Genomic DNA, 20,434 nt, shown 5'->3' on the forward strand with positions numbered 1-20,434 from the left:
GTTATTTGGTGCAACAGCCCCCGGCTGTTGCACCTAGAGAAAAACCCCGCCAGCAGTGGCGGGGTTTTTTTTCGTCTGTTGGTTTTAGTGTTAGCCCCAAGCGAAGTCTGGGGTCAGACACCCTCGCCCATTAGCGTGACCTTTGCGTTAGCGGCATTGAGGGGCTGAGCCCGGCTGTTCAGTGCTACAGTGTTGCATAGACCATAAGCACATATACAGATGGATTATCAACAGCTCTCCGCCCAGCGGCGCAATCATCCGGCGTGGCGCCTACTTGCCGCCGATCATGCACCCATGATCGCCAGTTTCCTGCATCTTCATTTTATTGCACCCAATATCCGCACCATCGCACGCCAGCAACTGGCATCCCGTCTGGACGACCATCTGTACCATCTGCATGAACTGGCTGGCGAGGTGTTGTTTCCCAAAAGCGCGACCGCGTATCTGGACGACTGGGCTTCCGACGAGCGGGGCTGGTTGCGCAAATATTATCCGAGCGGCCAGGATGAACCACACTATGATCTGACATCGCCGACCGAACAGGCGATCGCCTGGCTGCTTGGCTTGGGGCAGCGCCAATTCATCGGTACCGAATCGCGCCTGATGACGGTATTCGATTTGCTGCAGCAGATTATCGATGGCACGGAATTGAATCCTCGTACCCGTATCGCCGAGCTGCAAAAACGCAAGGCGGCGATCGATGCCGAAATCGCGCAAATCGCGCAGGGTCGGCTCGACATGATGGAACCGACCCAGATACGCGAACGCTTCCTGCAAATGTCGTCGACGGCGCGTGAGTTGTTGTCCGACTTTCGCGCCGTCGAGCATAATTTTCGCAGCCTGGACCGCTTAGTGCGGGAGCACATTGCTACCAGGGAGGGTAGCAAGGGGGAATTGCTGCAGGAAATTTTCGGCAAGCGCGATGTGATCGCCGATAGCGATGAGGGTAAAAGTTTTCGCGCCTTCTGGGACCTGTTGATGTCGCCATCGCGCCAGGATGAATTGACGGCATTATTGAATGCAGTCATGGCGCTCGATCCGGTGCGTGAACTGGCACCCGATGGCCGCTTGCTGCGGATTCATTACGACTGGCTGGAAGCGGGTGAAGTGACGCAGCGTACGGTGGCCCGTTTGTCCGAACAGCTGCGGCGCTATCTTGATGATCAGGCTTGGCTAGAAAATCGCCGTATCATGCAATTGATACGCGATATAGAAAAAAGCACTCGATGCACGCGCGGTGGTCGAGCATGCGGCCTTTATCGACATCGACGCCGCAGCGCCGAGTGTGCTGGCACCAATGGACCGCACCTTGTTTGCGCCACCGTTCAAACCCGTCATCTTGCAGGGCGTGCTCGATGAAGCGGCCGAACCGGTGCCGTCCGATGCCTTGTTCGAGCAGGTCTATGTCGATCGCCTGAAGCTGGCGTCGAATATCCGGCGCGCTTTGCAGGAGCGCAAACAAGTGTCGCTCGCCGCGCTGATCGCCGAGTATCCGCTCGAACAAGGCCTGGCCGAACTGGCGACTTATCTGAGCCTGGCGACGCAAGAATTGTCCAGCGTGATCGACGATACGCAAGAAGAAACGATACACTGGACCGACGCCCAAGGTCGTGCGCGCATTGCCACGATGCCTCTCCTTATTTTTAGCGCATGATGAACTCTTCCAGCGAAACCCATTACAGCCAGATCCTGATCGCCTTGATGCAAGGCGTGTTGTATCAGGAAAACGATGTCGCCTTGTGGCAGCCGCTGCTGCTGTTGCAAGCGCGTGTGCGCGACTATTGCCAGCACATCGGCCTGGAACTGATACTCGATGAAGCCGAGGGCTATGCCTATCTGCGCCAGCGTGCCACGCCGGAAGGGGAGGTTGCGCTGCCGCGCCTAGTGCCGCGCCGCCAGGCTGGAAAAGCAGGCGCGTGACCTGGCATTGCGTATTAGCGCGCATGGCGCGCGCATCAGCTCGCTGAAGCTTGAACGTCAATCGTATCAGGATCGTCTTGGTCAGTGGCAGCAATTGGCGGTGTTCCAGCACTTTGGCGAGCAGGACTGGAAGCCGCTGCTGCTGGCGATCGAACAACTGCAGCGTGAAAAAGAGGCACTGGAAGCTGCGTCTGATCTGCTGCAAGAGCTGCAGGGCCAGCTTGAGGTGCTGACGCGAGCGCAAGCCGGCACGGATGAGGACATCAGCCGTCACACCACCGAACATGCCAAGCTCAGCGAACGCCAGGATCAGGCGCGGCGCCAGTTAGCCGACTGCGCCCAGTTGCTGGACGCCACCCCGGTGCCTGCGCGCGAGCTGTATTTTCCTCTGCTGCGGCAGTTGCAGCCGGAAGCCCTGGGCGAACACAAGCTGACGGTGGAGTCGTGCGACAACCGTAAAAAAGACATGCGCAATTTTTTGCAGACGCGTATCGATGCCGACAGCAAGAAAATTGCCAGTTTGCGCGATCGTATCATCAATGCCATGAGTGATTACGTGACGGCCTGGCCGCTCGATACGCGTGAAGTCGATGTCAGCATCAATGCCGCCGGTGAATTTGGCAAGATGCTGGCGGCACTGCAGGCCGATGACTTGCCGCGCTTTGCGCAACGCTTCAAGGAGCTCCTCAATGAAAACACGATCCGCGAAATTGCCGGTTTTCAATCCCAGCTCAAGCGCGAGCGCGAGACCATCCGCGAGCGCATCGATATCATCAACCGCTCGCTGCACGATATCGATTACAACCCCAACCGCTATATCGCGCTGGAAGCCGAGCCCAACCTGGACGCCGACTTGCGCGATTTCCAGGCTGACTTGCGCGCCTGCACCGAAGGCGCGCTGACGGGATCGAGTGACGAGGAATATTCAGAAGCCAAATTCCTGCAAGTGAAAACCATCATCGAACGTTTCCGTGGCCGCAGCGGCAGCGCCGAGGTGGACAAGCGCTGGACGCGCAAGGTCACCGATGTGCGCAACTGGTTTGTCTTTTCGGCCTCCGAGCGCTGGCGTGAAGACGACCGCGAGCATGAACATTACACCGATGCGGGCGGCAAGTCTGGCGGCCAAAAAGAAAAGCTGGCCTATACCGTGCTGGCTGCCAGCCTGGCATACCAGTTCGGCCTCGAATGGGGTGTGGTGCGCTCGCGCTCCTTCCGTTTTGTCGTGATCGACGAGGCGTTCGGCCGCGGCTCGGATGAGTCCGCACGCTATGGGCTGGAACTGTTCAAGCGCATGAATCTGCAATTGCTGATCGTCACGCCTCTGCAAAAAATCCATATTATCGAGCCGTATGTCGCCGGCCTCGGCTTCGTGCACAGCGAAGAGGGGCGGCAATCGATGTTGCGTTGCCTGAGCATCGAGCAGTACCAGGCTGAGCGCCAGGCGCGCAGCGCATGAGCGACGTGAGCGACATGAGCAGTAAATGGACCACGCCGGCTGCCATCGAGGCGCACTTGCTGCGCCTGTGGAACAGCGGCAGCTGGCTGGCCGCGCATGTCACAGCAATATCGCTGTTTCCCATGACGCTGCCTGTACGTCAGCCCGGCGCCGCGATGATGGGCGAGCAGTTCGATGCGGTACGGCGCTGGATACGGCAACTGGAGGACGGCAGCAAAAGTCACAAGGGCTACGGTTATGTGATCGAGTGGCGTGAGATCAATCATCGCCAGCTGGGGCGCAATCGGGTGCCGGTGCAAGTGGTGGTGGCCGACGAAACCGAGGCCTTGAAGCTGATCGGCAAGGCAGCTGACAAGCGGCGTTTCGAGCAGCTCGCGGCCATCACCCTGCAGATGTTTCCTGCGCTGGCCGGCTGGCTGCAGCGCCGTCCGATGACGATGCTGGAACAGGCGGGTGCATGGGCACGCATCCTGGCGATCTTGCAATGGTTTGTCGCCCATCCACGACCGCAGCTGTATTTGCGCGAACTCGATATTGCCGGCGTCGATGGTAAGTTCATTGAAACGCGCAAGACCCTGCTGGCGGAATTGCTGGACCAGTTGTTGCCGCCTGAAGCCGTCAATGCGGATGCCGTTGGCGCGCGTCAATTTGAAGCGCGTTATGGCCTGCTGGCCAAGCCTGCGCTGATCCGTTTTCGCTTGCTCGACGCCCACTATCATATCGGCGGCCTGTCCGACCTGAGCGTGCCGGTGGCGCAGTTCACCGCCTTGCGCGCCACGGTCAAGCGGGTCTTCATTACCGAAAATGAAATCAACGGCCTGGCGTTTCCGGAGGTGCCGGACAGTATGGTGATCTTTGGCGGCGGCTATGGCATCGAGCGCCTGGCCGATGTACGCTGGCTCGATGACAGGCAGATCATTTACTGGGGCGATATCGATACGCATGGCTTTGCGATTCTCGACCGCTTGCGCTCGTTCCTGCCCCAGGCGCGCTCGATGTTGATGGATCTGGCGACCCTGGAAGCGCATCACCTATTGTGGGGCAGTGAAGAGACGCACAAGCGTTATACCGGCAGCCTGAGCCGATTGACGCCGGACGAGTATGCATTATTTCAAATGCTGCGTGACGATGTGTTGGGCGAACGCTTGCGCATGGAACAGGAGCGCCTGGGTTTTCATTGGGTCAGCGCCGCGATTCGTGCTGTCCAAAACGCTGGGTAATGCGGCCGAGGATAATCGTCAGAGGCACCACGCATAGTCTGTTTTCAACCCCTGGGCCCGCGTCCAGTCGCAAGCATTTTCTTGATGGTTTGATTCGCGGGCGCTGGCCGATGCGCTGTTGCGCGATGGCCGGCTGGCCAGCTTGCCGGTGCCGCCCCTGACTAACTGGTGCGGCTACTTCCTGGTGCAGCCGCGTGGGCGTGAGCCATGGGAAGCGCTAGACAGTTTTCGCGAGTGGATCGTGGCTGCTTGCGAAGGGCTTAAATAGTGCTTGCGGGCCACGCGGCGCTTGGCTATAATTCGCCTCCTCGCTGAACGACGCATGTAAATGCAGAGTAAAGCAGGGTGAAAAACGGAGTTGACGGATTTAAAAAAATGCTTCATACTCTTCCTTCTTCGCAGCTGACAAACACAACGCTTTGTCGATAGCGCGAGAGTGGTAAATAAGTAGTACCGAATACGTTCTTTAACAATTAACAGTCGATAAGTGTGGGCATTTGATGTAAGTGCAGCAGCAATCTTCGGATCGCTGTAAAACTTAAAATATCAAATGTTCACAAGAAATAATGAAATAGGCGCTACGAAAGTAGTGGCCTGTCAGTTTTTTGAGTGAGCGACGCATCAGCAATGATGGTGCCGGTAAAACGGCAAAGTAACAGAGATTAAACTGAAGAGTTTGATCCTGGCTCAGATTGAACGCTGGCGGCATGCCTTACACATGCAAGTCGAACGGCAGCACGGAGCTTGCTCTGGTGGCGAGTGGCGAACGGGTGAGTAATATATCGGAACGTACCCTAGAGTGGGGGATAACGTAGCGAAAGTTACGCTAATACCGCATACGATCTAAGGATGAAAGTGGGGGATCGCAAGACCTCATGCTCGTGGAGCGGCCGATATCTGATTAGCTAGTTGGTAGGGTAAAAGCCTACCAAGGCATCGATCAGTAGCTGGTCTGAGAGGACGACCAGCCACACTGGAACTGAGACACGGTCCAGACTCCTACGGGAGGCAGCAGTGGGGAATTTTGGACAATGGGCGAAAGCCTGATCCAGCAATGCCGCGTGAGTGAAGAAGGCCTTCGGGTTGTAAAGCTCTTTTGTCAGGGAAGAAACGGTGAGAGCTAATATATTTTGCTAATGACGGTACCTGAAGAATAAGCACCGGCTAACTACGTGCCAGCAGCCGCGGTAATACGTAGGGTGCAAGCGTTAATCGGAATTACTGGGCGTAAAGCGTGCGCAGGCGGTTTTGTAAGTCTGATGTGAAATCCCCGGGCTCAACCTGGGAATTGCATTGGAGACTGCAAGGCTAGAATCTGGCAGAGGGGGGTAGAATTCCACGTGTAGCAGTGAAATGCGTAGATATGTGGAGGAACACCGATGGCGAAGGCAGCCCCCTGGGTCAAGATTGACGCTCATGCACGAAAGCGTGGGGAGCAAACAGGATTAGATACCCTGGTAGTCCACGCCCTAAACGATGTCTACTAGTTGTCGGGTCTTAATTGACTTGGTAACGCAGCTAACGCGTGAAGTAGACCGCCTGGGGAGTACGGTCGCAAGATTAAAACTCAAAGGAATTGACGGGGACCCGCACAAGCGGTGGATGATGTGGATTAATTCGATGCAACGCGAAAAACCTTACCTACCCTTGACATGGCTGGAATCCTGAAGAGATTTGGGGGTGCTCGAAAGAGAACCAGTACACAGGTGCTGCATGGCTGTCGTCAGCTCGTGTCGTGAGATGTTGGGTTAAGTCCCGCAACGAGCGCAACCCTTGTCATTAGTTGCTACGAAAGGGCACTCTAATGAGACTGCCGGTGACAAACCGGAGGAAGGTGGGGATGACGTCAAGTCCTCATGGCCCTTATGGGTAGGGCTTCACACGTCATACAATGGTACATACAGAGCGCCGCCAACCCGCGAGGGGGAGCTAATCGCAGAAAGTGTATCGTAGTCCGGATTGTAGTCTGCAACTCGACTGCATGAAGTTGGAATCGCTAGTAATCGCGGATCAGCATGTCGCGGTGAATACGTTCCCGGGTCTTGTACACACCGCCCGTCACACCATGGGAGCGGGTTTTACCAGAAGTAGGTAGCTTAACCGTAAGGAGGGCGCTTACCACGGTAGGATTCGTGACTGGGGTGAAGTCGTAACAAGGTAGCCGTATCGGAAGGTGCGGCTGGATCACCTCCTTTCTAGAGTTTGCACGAATTAGTAATGATTCACGCATCAAATGTTCACACTTATCGGCTGTTTAATTAAGAAGAAACAGTAGTCGTAGTAGCACCGCGTTGGGGCTGTAGCTCAGCTGGTTAGAGCACCGTGTTGATAACGCGGGGGTCGTTGGTTCGAGTCCAACCAGCCCTACCAGCAAAAACAAGCCTTACCAGCTAATTAGTACATAATTCCCGGGGGATTAGCTCAGCTGGGAGAGCACCTGCTTTGCAAGCAGGGGGTCGTCGGTTCGATCCCGTCATCCTCCACCAATACTTTGAAAGTGCAAACGTAAGCCAGTCAACAAGACTTGGGTTTAGGTTTGATCTTTTAGCGATCAAAGCTGTTTCGTTCTTTAACAATCTGGAAGAAGTAAAGATTATTTATTGATCAAGTCTATGCGTGCAGCAATGCATGAGGCGACTTGATGGGTAATGATTGTATGTATCAACAAACAAGCAACAACGTTGTACTTTCTTATCCTTGTAGCGCTCTTTGGTCACCTCGGTGAGCAGAGGCTAACGTTATAGGGACAAGCGAATAAGTGCACATGGTGGATGCCTTGGCGATTACAGGCGATGAAGGACGTAGTAGCTTGCGATAAGCTGCGGGGAGTGAGCAAACACACTTTGATCCGCAGATTTCCGAATGGGGCAACCCACCCTTTTAGGGTATTGCATACTGAATACATAGGTATGCAAGGCGAACGCGGCGAACTGAAACATCTAAGTAGCTGCAGGAAAAGAAATCAACCGAGATTCCCAAAGTAGCGGCGAGCGAAATGGGAAGAGCCTGTACGTAATAGTCGGACCGATAACAGAATCCTCTGGAAATAGGAGCCATAGTGGGTGATAGCCCCGTATGTGAAATCGGACCGGTGGTACTAAGCGTACGACAAGTAGGGCGGGACACGTGACATCCTGTCTGAATATGGGGGGACCATCCTCCAAGGCTAAATACTCGTAATCGACCGATAGTGAACCAGTACCGTGAGGGAAAGGCGAAAAGAACCCCGGAAGGGGAGTGAAATAGATCCTGAAACCGTGTGCATACAAACAGTAGGAGCGGACTTGTTCCGTGACTGCGTACCTTTTGTATAATGGGTCAGCGACTTACATTCAGTGGCAAGGTTAACCGCATAGGGAAGCCGTAGAGAAATCGAGTCCGAATAGGGCGATCAGTCGCTGGGTGTAGACCCGAAACCAAGTGATCTACTCATGGCCAGGATGAAGGTGCGGTAACACGCCCTGGAGGTCCGAACCCACTAATGTTGAAAAATTAGGGGATGAGCTGTGGGTAGGGGTGAAAGGCTAAACAAACTTGGAAATAGCTGGTTCTCTCCGAAAACTATTTAGGTAGTGCCTCAAGTATCACCATCGGGGGTAGAGCACTGTTATGGCTAGGGGGTCATTGCGACTTACCAAACCATTGCAAACTCCGAATACCGATGAGTGCGAGCTTGGGAGACAGACGTCGGGTGCTAACGTCCGGCGTCAAGAGGGAAACAACCCAGACCGCCAGCTAAGGTCCCAAAGATTGGCTAAGTGGAAAACGAAGTGGGAAGGCTAAAACAGTCAGGATGTTGGCTTAGAAGCAGCCATCATTTAAAGAAAGCGTAATAGCTCACTGATCGAGTCGTCCTGCGCGGAAGATGTAACGGGGCTAAGCCAGTCACCGAAGCTGCGGATATGTGCGCTCCTTTAAGCGCATTGATAGAGCAGAGCTGGGCAATACTTACTTGCGAAGCAAGTTAGTAGAGACCAAAGCTCTTGCGAACATCGAGTGTATTTAAAGGAGCGCACATATGGTAGGAGAGCGTTCTGTAAGCCTGCGAAGGTGTCTTGTAAAGGATGCTGGAGGTATCAGAAGTGCGAATGCTGACATGAGTAGCGATAATGGGGGTGAAAAGCCTCCACGCCGTAAGCCCAAGGTTTCCTGTTCAACGTTCATCGGAGCAGGGTGAGTCGGCCCCTAAGGCGAGGCAGAGATGCGTAGCTGATGGGAAGCAGGTTAATATTCCTGCACCGTCGTATGATGCGATGGGGGGACGGATCGCGGAAGGTTGTCCAACTGTTGGAATAGTTGGTTTTTGGCTCATAGAAGGCACTTAGGCAAATCCGGGTGCGCAATTCAAGGGGTTGAGACGAGTGAACTTGTTCACGAAGCAATCGGAAGTGGTTCCAAGAAAAGCCTCTAAGCTTCAGTCATACGAGACCGTACCGCAAACCGACACAGGTGGGCGAGATGAGTATTCTAAGGCGCTTGAGAGAACTCGGGAGAAGGAACTCGGCAAATTGGTACCGTAACTTCGGGAAAAGGTACGCCCCGGTAGCTTGATTGGTTTACTCCATGAGGGTGAAAGGGTTGCAATAAACTGGTGGCTGCGACTGTTTAATAAAAACACAGCACTCTGCAAACACGAAAGTGGACGTATAGGGTGTGACGCCTGCCCGGTGCTGGAAGATTAAATGATGGGGTGCAAGCTCTTGATTGAAGTCCCAGTAAACGGCGGCCGTAACTATAACGGTCCTAAGGTAGCGAAATTCCTTGTCGGGTAAGTTCCGACCTGCACGAATGGCGTAACGATGGCCACACTGTCTCCTCCCGAGACTCAGCGAAGTTGAAATGTTTGTGATGATGCAATCTACCCGCGGCTAGACGGAAAGACCCCATGAACCTTTACTGTAGCTTTGCATTGGACTTTGAACCAATCTGTGTAGGATAGGTGGGAGGCTTTGAAGCGGGGACGCTAGTTCTCGTGGAGCCAACCTTGAAATACCACCCTGGTTTGTTTGAGGTTCTAACCTTGGTCCGTTATCCGGATCGGGGACAGTGCATGGTAGGCAGTTTGACTGGGGCGGTCTCCTCCTAAAGTGTAACGGAGGAGTTCGAAGGTACGCTAGATACGGTCGGACATCGTGTTGATAGTGCAATGGCATAAGCGTGCTTAACTGCGAGACTGACAAGTCGAGCAGGTACGAAAGTAGGACATAGTGATCCGGTGGTTCTGTATGGAAGGGCCATCGCTCAACGGATAAAAGGTACTCTGGGGATAACAGGCTGATTCCTCCCAAGAGTTCATATCGACGGGGGAGTTTGGCACCTCGATGTCGGCTCATCACATCCTGGGGCTGTAGCCGGTCCCAAGGGTATGGCTGTTCGCCATTTAAAGTGGTACGTGAGCTGGGTTTAAAACGTCGTGAGACAGTTTGGTCCCTATCTGCCGTGGGCGTTGGAAATTTGAAGGGGGCTGCTCCTAGTACGAGAGGACCGGAGTGGACGAACCTCTGGTGTACCGGTTGTCACGCCAGTGGCATTGCCGGGTAGCTAAGTTCGGAAGAGATAACCGCTGAAAGCATCTAAGCGGGAAACTTGCCTTGAGATGAGATTTCCCAGAGCCTTGAGCTCTTTGAAGGGTCGTTCGAGACCAGGACGTTGATAGGCTGGGTGTGGAAGTGCAGTAATGCATTAAGCTAACCAGTACTAATTGCCCGTACGGCTTGTCCCTATAACCTTAGCAGGTACAGAGGATAAGACAGTACAACGTTGTGAGTTTGTTGATACCATTCATTACCCAAAAATCTTTGCTTCTTCCAGATTCAGGCCTTGTTGCTCTACAGAGAACAAGCGCCAGTACAAGTTATGCCTGATGACCATAGCAAGTTGGTCCCACCCCTTCCCATCCCGAACAGGACCGTGAAACAACTTTGCGCCGATGATAGTGCTGCAACCAGTGTGAAAGTAGGTTATCGTCAGGCTTGTTATTTGGTGCAACAGCCCCCGGCTGTTGCACCTAGAGAAAAACCCCGCCAGCAGTGGCGGGGTTTTTTTTCGTCTGCTGGTTTTAGTAAAAGCAGCGCTATGCGCTGCCTTTATTGTTTAAGGTCGCTCAACTCCCTCGATAAGTCGAATACGACCATGGCGACACCACCAGCGGCACGTGGTAGTTTTCATCTGTATGCGCAATGCCGAAGGCCAGCGTCACCAGGTCGATGAAGCGTGGTGTCGGCAGATCGAGACCCTGGGCAGCGAAGTAGTCGCCTGCATTGAATACCAGTTCATACTGGCCAGCCTTCATGCTGTCGCCTTCCAGCAAAGGCGTGCTACAACGGCCGTCACTATTGGTCATATCCATCTTCAACAGTACTTTCCCTTCCGGCGCGACTGAAAACAAGGCCACCTTGACGCCGGCTCCCGGCCTGCCGTGGGCGATATCGAGTACATGCGTGCTGAGTTTTCCCATTTGCTATCCTGTATATAGGGTGAGTGAATGTGCTTATCGTGCAAATCATATACCGGTGACCGCGCCGGGCTATATGATTGGGCGTATAGCCAACATTGTCCTCCTATAGGCGCGCCTCCGCATGAACAATTACGAACATTATCCACGCGACTTGATCGGCTACGGCCGCACGCCACCGCATCCGCAATGGCCGGGCAAGGCCCGCATCGCGCTGCAATTCGTCCTTAATTACGAGGAAGGGGCGGAAAACAGTGTGCTGCATGGCGATCCCGCCTCGGAAACGTTTTTATCGGAAATCATCGGTGCGGCCGCTTTCCCTGCACGTCACCTCAGCATGGAGTCGATTTACGAATACGGCTCGCGTGCCGGACTATGGCGCTTGCTGCGCATGTTCGAGGAGCGGCGCCTGCCGCTGACCGTATTTGGCGTCTCGATGGCCCTGAAGCGCAATCCAGAAGCGGTGGCTGCGTTTCAGCAACTGGGACATGAAATCGCCTGTCATGGCTTGCGCTGGATTTCTTACCAAAACATGGATGAAGCAACGGAGCGCGAGCACATGCGCGTAGCCGTGCAAATCATCCGTGAATTGACCGGTGCCGCGCCGCAAGGCTGGTACACCGGACGCGATTCGCCCAATACGCGCAAACTGGTGGTGGAACATGGCGGTTTCCGCTATGACGCCGATTACTATGGCGATGACCTGCCATTCTGGGACACGGTGGCGTACACGGATGCCGCCGGCATGGCCGCCGTGCAGCCGCAGCTGATCGTGCCCTATACCCTGGACACGAACGATATGCGCTTTGCCGCAATGCAAGGCTTTAATTCAGGTACGCAGTTTTTTGATTATTTGAAGGACGCCTTCGATGTGCTGTATGCGGAAGGTGATCCGAACGGCTTGAATCAGCCGAAGATGCTATCGGTGGGCTTGCATTGCCGCTTGGTGGGTCGCCCGGGACGGGCCGCAGCCCTGGCGCGCTTCCTCGACTATGTGCAGGGCCATGAGCAGGTGTGGATCACGCGCCGCATCGATATTGCCGAACATTGGCATGCGACGCATCCCTATACCGTTTAATCATTATTGAAATTGAATGATAAGTAAAATCAATCTTCAAATATAGTTGTCGCATATGCTGGTGTTAATCTCCTATACTGGGACTATACCGAGGCCAGCATGTCAGAACCTATCCGCTTTTACTACCGTGGTGCCGTACAGGAAGTACGCAACGCCGCCCCTACGCAGACTGTGTTGCAGCACCTGCGCGAGGATTTGCATTGTACGGGTACCAAGGAAGGTTGCGCCGAGGGCGATTGCGGCGCCTGCACGGTGCTCATCGGCAGCCTGGTCGATGGCCAGGTCGAGATGAAGGCCGTCAATGCCTGCATCCAGCTCATTCCCACCCTCGATGGCAAGGCCCTGTTTTCCGTGGAGGACTTGCAGCAGCCCGATGGCGCCTTGCACCCGGTGCAGCAGGCGATGGTCGAATGCCACGCTTCCCAGTGCGGCTTTTGCACGCCCGGTTTTGTCATGTCGCTGTGGGGCATGTACCTGGAGAAAAATGGCGCTAGGCCCACGCGCTGCGAAATCGACGACAGCCTGTCCGGCAATTTGTGTCGCTGCACCGGTTACCGCCCCATCATCGATGCGGCCAGGCGCATGGGCGAATTGCCGCATGTGACATTTGACCGCGCTGCGCTGGCGCAGCAATTGCAGGCCTTGCAGCGCGCTAGCCTGACTTCTTACGAGCACGGTGGTCAGCATTTCCACTCGCCGCGCAGCATCGATGAGCTGGTGGCCTTGCGCGCGGCAAAGCCGCAAGCGTGTTTGCTGGCCGGCTCTACCGACGTGGGCTTGTGGGTCACCAAGCAACTGCGCGACCTGGGCGACATCATTTATCTCGGTAACGTGGCTGCGCTGAAAAATATCGCCATCGTAGGCGACAAGCTGCATATAGGCGCTGGCGCCACCCTCAACGATGCCTATGCGGCGCTGTGCGTACATTATCGGCAAGAATTGTCGGAACTGTGGCAACGTTTTGCCTCCTTGCCCATCCGTAACGCCGGCACCCTGGGTGGCAATGTCGCCAATGGCTCGCCCATCGGCGACTCGATGCCGTGGCTGATTGCGCTGGGCAGCGAGATCGTGCTGCGCGGCCCCGGTGGCCAGCGTGTGATGCCGCTGGAAAATTTCTATCTGGCTTACCAAAAGAAAGACCTGCGAGCCGGAGAATTCGTCGAAGCCGTGCACGTGCCCTTGCCGCGTGCCGATGTGCATTTCCGCACGTATAAACTGGCGAAACGCTTTGACCAGGATATCTCGGCCGTATGCGCTGCGTTTGCCTTCCAGCTCGATGGCGAGCGCATCGTCGATGCGCGCATCGCCTACGGCGGCATGGCTGCCACGCCGCAGCGCGCCGCGCAAACCGAGGCGTTTCTGCGGGGGCAGGCGTGGACGCAAGACAATGTGCTCATTGCCATGCGCTTACTGGTCGACGATTACGCGCCCCTGTCCGACATGCGCGCTTCGAACACCTACCGCATGACGACGGCGCAAAACCTGTTACGCCGCTTCTGGCTGGAAACACGCCCCGGTGCGCCTTTGCTGGGCACTGCCGTCAACGCCTACGCCTGCCGCGCCTGAAAGGACCAGCATGAACTATCCTGCCACGCCTGAGTTGCAAGCGGCCGCCTGGAGCGCCGTGGGTAAGTCCAGCCCGCATGAATCGGCGCAATTGCATGTGCTGGGGCAAGCGACGTACACCGACGATATTACCGAATTGCAGGGTACCTTGCACGCGGCGTTGGGCCTGTCGCAAAAGCCGCACGCACGCATCAGTGCCATGGATTTGTCGGCCGTACGCGCCGCCGCCGGTGTTGTCGCCGTCTACACGGCGCAGGACATTCCCGGCACCAATGATTGCGGTCCCATCATCCATGACGACCCCATCCTGGCTTTTGATCTGGTGCAATACGTGGGCCAGCCCATCTTCATCGTGGTGGCCGATACGCACGACCATGCGCGCCGCGCGGCCCGCCTGGCGCAAGTGGCGTACGAGGAGTTGCCGGCGATTATGACGCCGCAAGCGGCCAAGGCGGCACAATCCTACGTGCTGCCGCCCATGCAGCTAACGCGCGGCAACTACCAGGCTGCGTTCGAGCAGGCGCCGCACGTCGTCAGGGGCCAGTTGTACGTGGGGGGGCAGGAACAGTTTTACCTGGAAGGACAGATTTCCTACGCCATCCCAAAGGAGGCACAGGGCATGCTGGTGTTGTGTTCGACCCAGCATCCGAGCGAGATGCAGCACGTGGTGGCGCATGCGCTGGGCGTGCATTCGCATAATATCACCGTCGAGTGCCGACGCATGGGCGGTGGTTTTGGCGGCAAGGAGTCACAGTCTGCCCTGTGGGCGGCGGCGGCATCGATTGCGGCAGCGAAACTGAAGCGTCCCGTCAAATTGCGCGCCGACCGCGACGACGACATGCTGGTGACGGGCAAGCGCCACTGTTTTTATTATGAATACGAAGTGGCTTATGACGACGCTGGCCGTATCCTTGCCGCCAAGGTTGACATGACCACGCGCGCCGGTTACTCGGCGGACTTGTCCGGCCCCGTCGCCACGCGCGCCGTCTGCCATTTTGACAACACCTATTACCTGTCCGATGTGGATATCCGCGCCGCCTGCGGCAAGACGAATACCCAGTCGAACACGGCCTTCCGCGGCTTTGGCGGGCCGCAGGGCGCGATTGCCATCGAGTACGTGATCGATGAAATCGCCCGCCACTTGCAACGCGATGCGCTCGATATCCGCCTGCTTAATTTTTATGGTCGCAATGATGCCGAGGGGCGTAACGTCACGCCTTACGGGCAGAAAATCGTCGATAACGTGATCCATGAACTCGTTGCCGAACTGGAAGACAGCAGCGATTACCGGGCGCGCCGCCGCGCCATCGATGCCTATAACGAGGCCAGCCCGGTCTTGAAGAAGGGGCTGGCACTCACGCCCTTGAAATTCGGGATCGCCTTCAATGTCACGCATTTGAACCAGGCTGGCGCCCTCGTGCACGTGTATGTGGATGGCTCAGTGCTGGTCAACCACGGCGGCACGGAAATGGGGCAGGGCATCAATACCAAGGTCATGCAGGTGGTGGCGCACGAGCTGGGCCTGGACCTGGAGCGCGTGCGTGCCACGGCCACCGACACCAGCAAAGTAGCGAACACGTCGGCCACGGCAGCCTCGACGGGCGCCGACTTGAATGGCAAGGCGGCGCAGGATGCGGCGCACCAGATCCGTGAACGCCTGGCCGATTACGCGGTCAAACTGTATGGCGGTGAGGCCGCTTGCGTGCGCTTCTTCGATAACCATATCCATGTTAACGGCCATGTCGTGGCGTTTGCCGACCTGGTGCAGAAGGCTTATCTAGCTAGAGTGCAACTGTGGTCGGACGGTTTCTATGCTACGCCCGGCCTGTCGTGGGATGCGAAGACGATGACGGGCCATCCGTTTTCTTACTATGCGTATGGCGCAGCCGCCGCCGAAGTGGTGGTCGATACCTTGACGGGCGAATGGAAACTGCTGCGCGCAGACGCCTTGTACGATGCGGGCCAGTCGCTCAATCCAGCGATCGATCTGGGGCAGGTGGAAGGTGCATTTATCCAGGGCATGGGGTGGTTGACCACGGAGCAGCTGTGGTGGAATGCGGCGGGCAAGCTGATGACGCATGCGCCATCGACATATAAAATCCCCGGCATTTCCGATTGCCCGGAAGATTTTCGCGTCAAACTGTTCCAGAACCGCAACGTTGAAGACAGCATCCACCGTTCGAAAGCCGTGGGCGAGCCGCCGCTGTTGCTGCCGTTTTCCGTGTTCTTTGCCATTCGCGACGCCATTTCCAGCGTGGGCCATCATGCCGTGCAGCCGCCGCTGAATGCACCGGCTACCAGCGAGGAAATCCTCAAGGCCATCATGGCTGTGCAAGCGGCCGGCGTTGCTATTTAGGCGGCGATGATGAGCGACTGGCTGACAGCGATGGCGAACGGCACGCAGGCATCCGTGCTGGTGACGGTCGCCCTGGTGGAAGGTTCCGGGCCGCGCGAGGCGGGCGCGAAGATGTACGTCAGCCTTGATGGCCAGGTCGATACCATCGGTGGCGGTCACCTGGAATTGCGTGCCGTGGAAATCGCCAAGACCATGCTGTCCACGACAGAGACCCATGCGCGGCTCGAGCGTTTTGCGCTCGGTCCCAGCCTGGGACAATGCTGCGGCGGTGTCGTCCACCTGGTGTTCGAGCCGGTCGATGGCAGCTTGAAAGAGGTGCTGGCGAGTCTGCAGGAACGGCGCCAGCAAGATAGCTGGAAAGTCACGGCGCTCGATGGCGACAGTGTGTCGGCCCTGTTTGATGCTTCAGGACAATTTATCGCTGGCACGCCAGCGGGAGCGCCCGCTACGTTTTCGCGCGAGCGCGCGCGCCAGCACGATACGCATGTGGCGCAGGGCAGTGATGGGCGGCGCTGGCTGGTCGACCCATGCCTGGCGCCGCGCGCGCATCTGACGCTGTTCGGCGCCGGCCACGTGGGTGCCGCCATCGTGCGCGCGCTGGCCCACTTGCCCTGCACGATTACCTGGGTCGATGAGCGCGAAGACATGTTTCTTGCCGCGTTGCCGGCGGGGGTGCCAGACAATGTGCGCATCGCCGCCACCGATACGCCGGAGCAATTCGTCGCCATGGCGCCGCCCGGTGGCAGTTTTCTCGTCATGACCCACAGCCATGCGCTCGATCAACGCTTGACCCAAGCGATCATGGAGCGCGAGGACGCGGGCTGGTTCGGCTTGATCGGTTCGCACACGAAACGCAAGCAGTTCGAGCACCGCCTGCAGGCGCGCGGCGTACCGGAGCAGCGCATTGCCGCCATGGTCTGTCCGATCGGCATGCCCGGCATTCGCAACAAGGCCCCGGCCGTGATTGCCGCCTCCGTGGCCTGTCAATTACTCATGGTGTGGGAGCAGGCCGCTAGCGCGGCCCTGGCCGCACCGCTGCGGTTTGCCTCTGCCAGCGCGCCATCGCGCCGCCCGGCACGCGCCGCCATTTATCCCTTATAGAAAGAAGTCATGCCGATTGTTCCTGCCTCATTGCAAGCTTACCGTGCCAGCTTGCTGCACTTCCACGCCGATCCTGCTGTTACGGAGGACGCGCACGCCTGGCATGCGGATGGCTTGCTGATCGTCGCCGACGGCAAGGTCGTGGCAGCCGGCGATTACGCGCAACTGCTAGCGACTTTGTCGCCTGGCACGCAGATCGTCGATTACCGGGGCAAACTGATCGTGCCGGGCTTTATCGACACGCATTTGCATTTCCCGCAGACGGAAATGATCGCCTCGCCCGCTCCTGGTTTGCTGCCGTGGCTGGAAACATATACCTTCCCCACCGAGCGTGCGTTTGAAGACCCGGTGCACGCGCGTAATGTAGCCGAGTTTTTCCTCGATGAATTACTGCGCTGCGGCACCACGACGGCCATGGTGTATGGCAGCGTGCATCCGCAATCAGTGGACGCCTTCTTTGGCGCCAGCGAGGCGCGCGGTTTGCGCATGGTGGCGGGCAAGGTCATGATGGACCGTCATTGCCCCGAGTTCTTGCGCGACACGGCCGAGTCCGGCGCGCGCGAAAGCGAGGCGCTGATCCAGCGCTGGCACAAGCGCGGCCGCTCGCTGTACGCGATTACGCCCCGCTTCGTGCCGACCTCGACGAATGAACAGATGCACCTGGCTGGTGAACTGGCACGCGCTTATCCGGATACGTATTTGCAAACCCATGTGTCGGAAAACGAGGATGAATGCCGCTGGGTGCGCGAACTGCATCCGCAGGCGCGCAGCTACCTCGATGTGTATGATCAGTACGGCATGCTGCGCCCGCGCGCCATGTTTGGTCACTGCATCTGGCTCGATGAGCGTGACCGCGCGCGCATGGCGGAAACGTCTTCGGCGGCCGCCATTTGTCCCACCTCCAACTTGTTCCTCGGTAGTGGCCTGTTCGATTTCGAGCGGGCCGACGCGGCGAAAGTGCTGTTATCGCTGGCCACCGACGTGGGCGGCGGCACCTCGTTCTCGATGTTGCAAACCATGAACGAAGCCTATAAAGTAGCACGCTTGAAAGGCAGCCATCTGCCCGCCTTGCGCATGTTCTACCTGTCGACTCTGGGCGCCGCGCGCGCCATGCAACTGGAAGGCACGCTGGGCAATTTCGCCGCTGGCACGGAAGCGGACTTCATCGTGCTCGACAAGCAGTCGACGCCGCTGCTCGAGCGCCGCACGGCCCGGTGTCAAAGTCTGGAGGAATTGCTGTTTGCCTTTGCCATGCTGGGCGACGACCGGGCCGTGGCCGCCACCTATTCTGGCGGGCAATGCGTGCATGTGCGGGGGCAGGGCTGACCTATTTGTTGTCCAATAAGAATTATCCTGAGCGAGAACAAGAATGCACAAGAAACTCATAGGCCTGGCGCTTGGCGCCGCGCTGGCATTGACCGGAACGGCGCAAGCGGCCAAGGCAGTGGCCACCCCGTCCGCCAACGAAGCTGCCACCGCGCGTCACTTTGCAGCCTTGCTGGCGGGTGCGCAGCCTAAGACAGCCGAGTTGAGCCTGTTCTTTTCCATGATGCCCAAGGGCGGCGATTTGCATCACCATTACTCGGGCGCCATTTACGCCGAGCAATTCCTCGATTGGGTCGATAAGGAAAACTATTGCGTCAACAAGACGACTTACCGCATCGAAAGCAATAAGGATGTCGTCGCTGCCGAGCGCGCCAAGCCATCCGCGCAGCGTGGCTGCCTGTCGTCCGAGGAAGTGTACGCCGATGCTGGCCTGTATGCGCAATTGCTGCAGCGCTGGTCGACCAAGGATTTCTATAACCACGGCGCCATCCAGACGCCGCCGGACCGCACTTTTTTTGATACCTTTGGCTACTTTGGCCCCGTCGCATCGAGCAACACGGCCGATGGCCTGAAAACCCTGAAGCAGCGCGCCATCGCGGAAAACCTCAGCTATATCGAGACGATTTTCGAGTTGTCGCCATTCGTGCAGAATGTGCAGTTCGACCAGCAGGTGCTGACACCGGGCTTGCAGCCGGCAGCGTTGCAAGCCGTGCTGGCCCAATGGACGCAGAGCCTGGAGCAGGATGCCAGCTTCCAGAAAAGCATTACTGCTTACAATGATAATGTGAATGCCAGCAGCGCTGGCATCGATGACGCCAATTTCACCATGCGTTACCAGGCGTATGTGCTGCGTTTCCTGTCACCATCGCAAGTATATTCCTCCATGCTGGCGGCGTTCAAGGCGGCCAGCCTGAATCGTCTGCTGGTGGGCGTCAACATCGTCGGCCAGGAAAGCGTGAATGTCTCCATGCGCGACTACAGCCTGCACATGGAAATGTTCAAGTTCCTCAAGGCAAAATATCCGCACGTCAAGATCGCCCTGCACGCCGGCGAACTGGCATTGGGCATGGTGCCGCCGGAAGGCATGGCTTTCCACATCGCTGAAGCCGTCGACGTGGCCGGCGCCGACCGGATTGGCCACGGCATGGACATCGCCTACGAGCGCAATGCACTGGCGACCATGCAAAAGATGCGCGAACGGGGCATCCCCGTGGAAGTGAACCTGACCAGCAACGATTACATTCTTGGCATCAAGGGCCAGGCCCATCCGATTACCCTGTATCGCAAGTACGGCGTACCCTTCGTGATCTCCACCGATGACGCCGGCGTCTCGCGCAACACCTTGTCGAATGAATACGTATTGTTTGCCAGCCAGTACAAGACCAATTATGCGGAAATCAAAAAGCTGTCCTACAACAGCCTGCGTTATTCCTTCCTGGCACAAGCGGACAAGCAACGTTTGCTGAAAGCACTCGATGCCCGCTTCACCCGTTTTGAAGCGGACATTGCCGCCGCCGAGAAGGCTGGCAAGCTTGGCAAGCCGTAAGTTGTACGACGTTCTCAACTTATACCCTCAGGCGGCCGGATCTTCCGGCCGTTTTCGATAGTCCTTCCAACGCGTAAAAATATTATTTTGTCAATTTTGTGGCTGCCATGCGACACAATTAACGGCAGATGCACGACTTTATCCAATTTCCTGGATGAATCAATTTCAAGTACATATTGCTCATTTATAATCACGCGCCATGAGCCCGGACGCTGTCAGACGATATCAATCCAACTAGTTCCTCTCTGCTATTTATACTGAAAATATATAAATATGTAAAAAAAAACGTATTTGTCATCCATTTTTCGATGATGCATAGTGGGACGCTGCTGATATTAAAAAGTTAAAATTAATATGGCTGATAGCGTATAAAGATGGGTATTTGCAGTAAATAAAGGTGAGATGCGGAGT

General features: G+C 56.7%; 12 protein-coding genes, 2 tRNA genes and 3 rRNA genes. 16 read left to right on the plus strand and 1 reads right to left on the minus strand.

The annotated features are described in order from the left end of the window. Positions 1 to 219: 219 nt before the first annotated feature. The 10 genes from H4V96_RS03205 (at position 220) to rrf (ending at position 10,568) form a co-directional block, all read left to right on the plus strand. Positions 220 to 1,359: a DUF3375 domain-containing protein gene (locus tag H4V96_RS03205; RefSeq protein WP_348533189.1), complete on the plus strand. Its 1,140-nt coding sequence runs from the start codon at positions 220 to 222 to the stop codon at positions 1,357 to 1,359. Then, on the plus strand, positions 1,265 to 1,654 hold the full coding sequence (locus tag H4V96_RS22450) for a DUF3375 family protein (protein ID WP_343029811.1): 390 nt from the start codon (positions 1,265 to 1,267) through the stop codon (positions 1,652 to 1,654). Before H4V96_RS03205 ends, H4V96_RS22450 begins: the two co-directional genes overlap by 95 nt. After that, a complete protein-coding gene (locus tag H4V96_RS03210; protein ID WP_343029809.1) occupies positions 1,651 to 1,920 on the plus strand; it encodes a DUF4194 domain-containing protein in 270 nt (89 codons plus the stop codon). The genes H4V96_RS22450 and H4V96_RS03210 overlap by 4 nt, the downstream gene beginning before the upstream one ends. 7 nt (positions 1,921 to 1,927) lie before the next feature. Further along, positions 1,928 to 3,376: an SbcC/MukB-like Walker B domain-containing protein gene (locus H4V96_RS03215; RefSeq protein WP_348533190.1), complete on the plus strand. Its 1,449-nt coding sequence runs from the start codon at positions 1,928 to 1,930 to the stop codon at positions 3,374 to 3,376. Continuing rightward, a complete protein-coding gene (locus H4V96_RS03220) occupies positions 3,373 to 4,596 on the plus strand; it encodes a Wadjet anti-phage system protein JetD domain-containing protein (protein WP_280720686.1) in 1,224 nt (407 codons plus the stop codon). Before H4V96_RS03215 ends, H4V96_RS03220 begins: the two co-directional genes overlap by 4 nt. Before the next feature lie 664 nt (positions 4,597 to 5,260). Further along, positions 5,261 to 6,791 (plus strand): 16S ribosomal RNA (locus tag H4V96_RS03225). A gap of 98 nt (positions 6,792 to 6,889) precedes the next feature. Further along, positions 6,890 to 6,966: transfer RNA gene (locus tag H4V96_RS03230), tRNA-Ile, on the plus strand. A 40-nt stretch (positions 6,967 to 7,006) separates the two neighbouring features. Next, a tRNA-Ala gene (locus H4V96_RS03235) sits at positions 7,007 to 7,082 on the plus strand. Positions 7,083 to 7,340: 258 nt separating this feature from the next. Beyond that, positions 7,341 to 10,318: ribosomal RNA gene (locus H4V96_RS03240) — 23S ribosomal RNA — on the plus strand. Between the two features lie 137 nt (positions 10,319 to 10,455). Continuing rightward, positions 10,456 to 10,568 (plus strand): 5S ribosomal RNA (gene rrf / locus H4V96_RS03245). Together the 16S, 23S and 5S rRNA genes with 2 tRNA genes alongside form the textbook arrangement of a ribosomal RNA operon. Before the next feature lie 131 nt (positions 10,569 to 10,699). Here the strand turns inward: rrf and uraH are convergent. Then, on the minus strand, positions 10,700 to 11,053 hold the full coding sequence (uraH, locus tag H4V96_RS03250; protein WP_010395048.1) for a hydroxyisourate hydrolase: 354 nt from the start codon (positions 11,051 to 11,053) through the stop codon (positions 10,700 to 10,702). 121 nt (positions 11,054 to 11,174) lie between these two features. On the opposite strand from uraH, the gene puuE reads away from it, so the two are divergent. From puuE to H4V96_RS03280, 6 genes are all read left to right on the plus strand, one after another. Beyond that, positions 11,175 to 12,128, plus strand: coding sequence for an allantoinase PuuE (gene puuE / locus H4V96_RS03255; RefSeq protein ID WP_196856961.1), 954 nt, complete (start codon positions 11,175 to 11,177; stop codon positions 12,126 to 12,128). A 99-nt stretch (positions 12,129 to 12,227) separates the two neighbouring features. Next, the gene (gene xdhA, locus H4V96_RS03260; protein WP_196856962.1) at positions 12,228 to 13,694 is read left to right on the plus strand and encodes a xanthine dehydrogenase small subunit; all 1,467 of its coding nucleotides are present in this window, start codon (positions 12,228 to 12,230) and stop codon (positions 13,692 to 13,694) included. Between the two features lie 10 nt (positions 13,695 to 13,704). Then, positions 13,705 to 16,050 (plus strand): xanthine dehydrogenase molybdopterin binding subunit, encoded by a 2,346-nt coding sequence (gene xdhB, locus H4V96_RS03265; protein WP_196856963.1) that lies wholly within the window; start codon positions 13,705 to 13,707, stop codon positions 16,048 to 16,050. 9 nt (positions 16,051 to 16,059) lie between these two features. Then, a complete protein-coding gene (xdhC, locus tag H4V96_RS03270; RefSeq protein ID WP_196856973.1) occupies positions 16,060 to 17,151 on the plus strand; it encodes a xanthine dehydrogenase accessory protein XdhC in 1,092 nt (363 codons plus the stop codon). 9 nt (positions 17,152 to 17,160) lie between these two features. Further along, on the plus strand, positions 17,161 to 18,477 hold the full coding sequence (guaD, locus tag H4V96_RS03275) for a guanine deaminase (protein ID WP_196856964.1): 1,317 nt from the start codon (positions 17,161 to 17,163) through the stop codon (positions 18,475 to 18,477). A gap of 43 nt (positions 18,478 to 18,520) precedes the next feature. Next, positions 18,521 to 20,023 (plus strand): adenosine deaminase, encoded by a 1,503-nt coding sequence (locus H4V96_RS03280; RefSeq protein WP_196856965.1) that lies wholly within the window; start codon positions 18,521 to 18,523, stop codon positions 20,021 to 20,023. The last annotated feature ends 411 nt before the right edge of the window (positions 20,024 to 20,434 follow it).

The sequence above is a fragment of the Janthinobacterium sp. CG_23.4 genome, assembly GCF_029892305.1.
GTDB lineage: Bacteria > Pseudomonadota > Gammaproteobacteria > Burkholderiales > Burkholderiaceae_D > Janthinobacterium > Janthinobacterium lividum_D.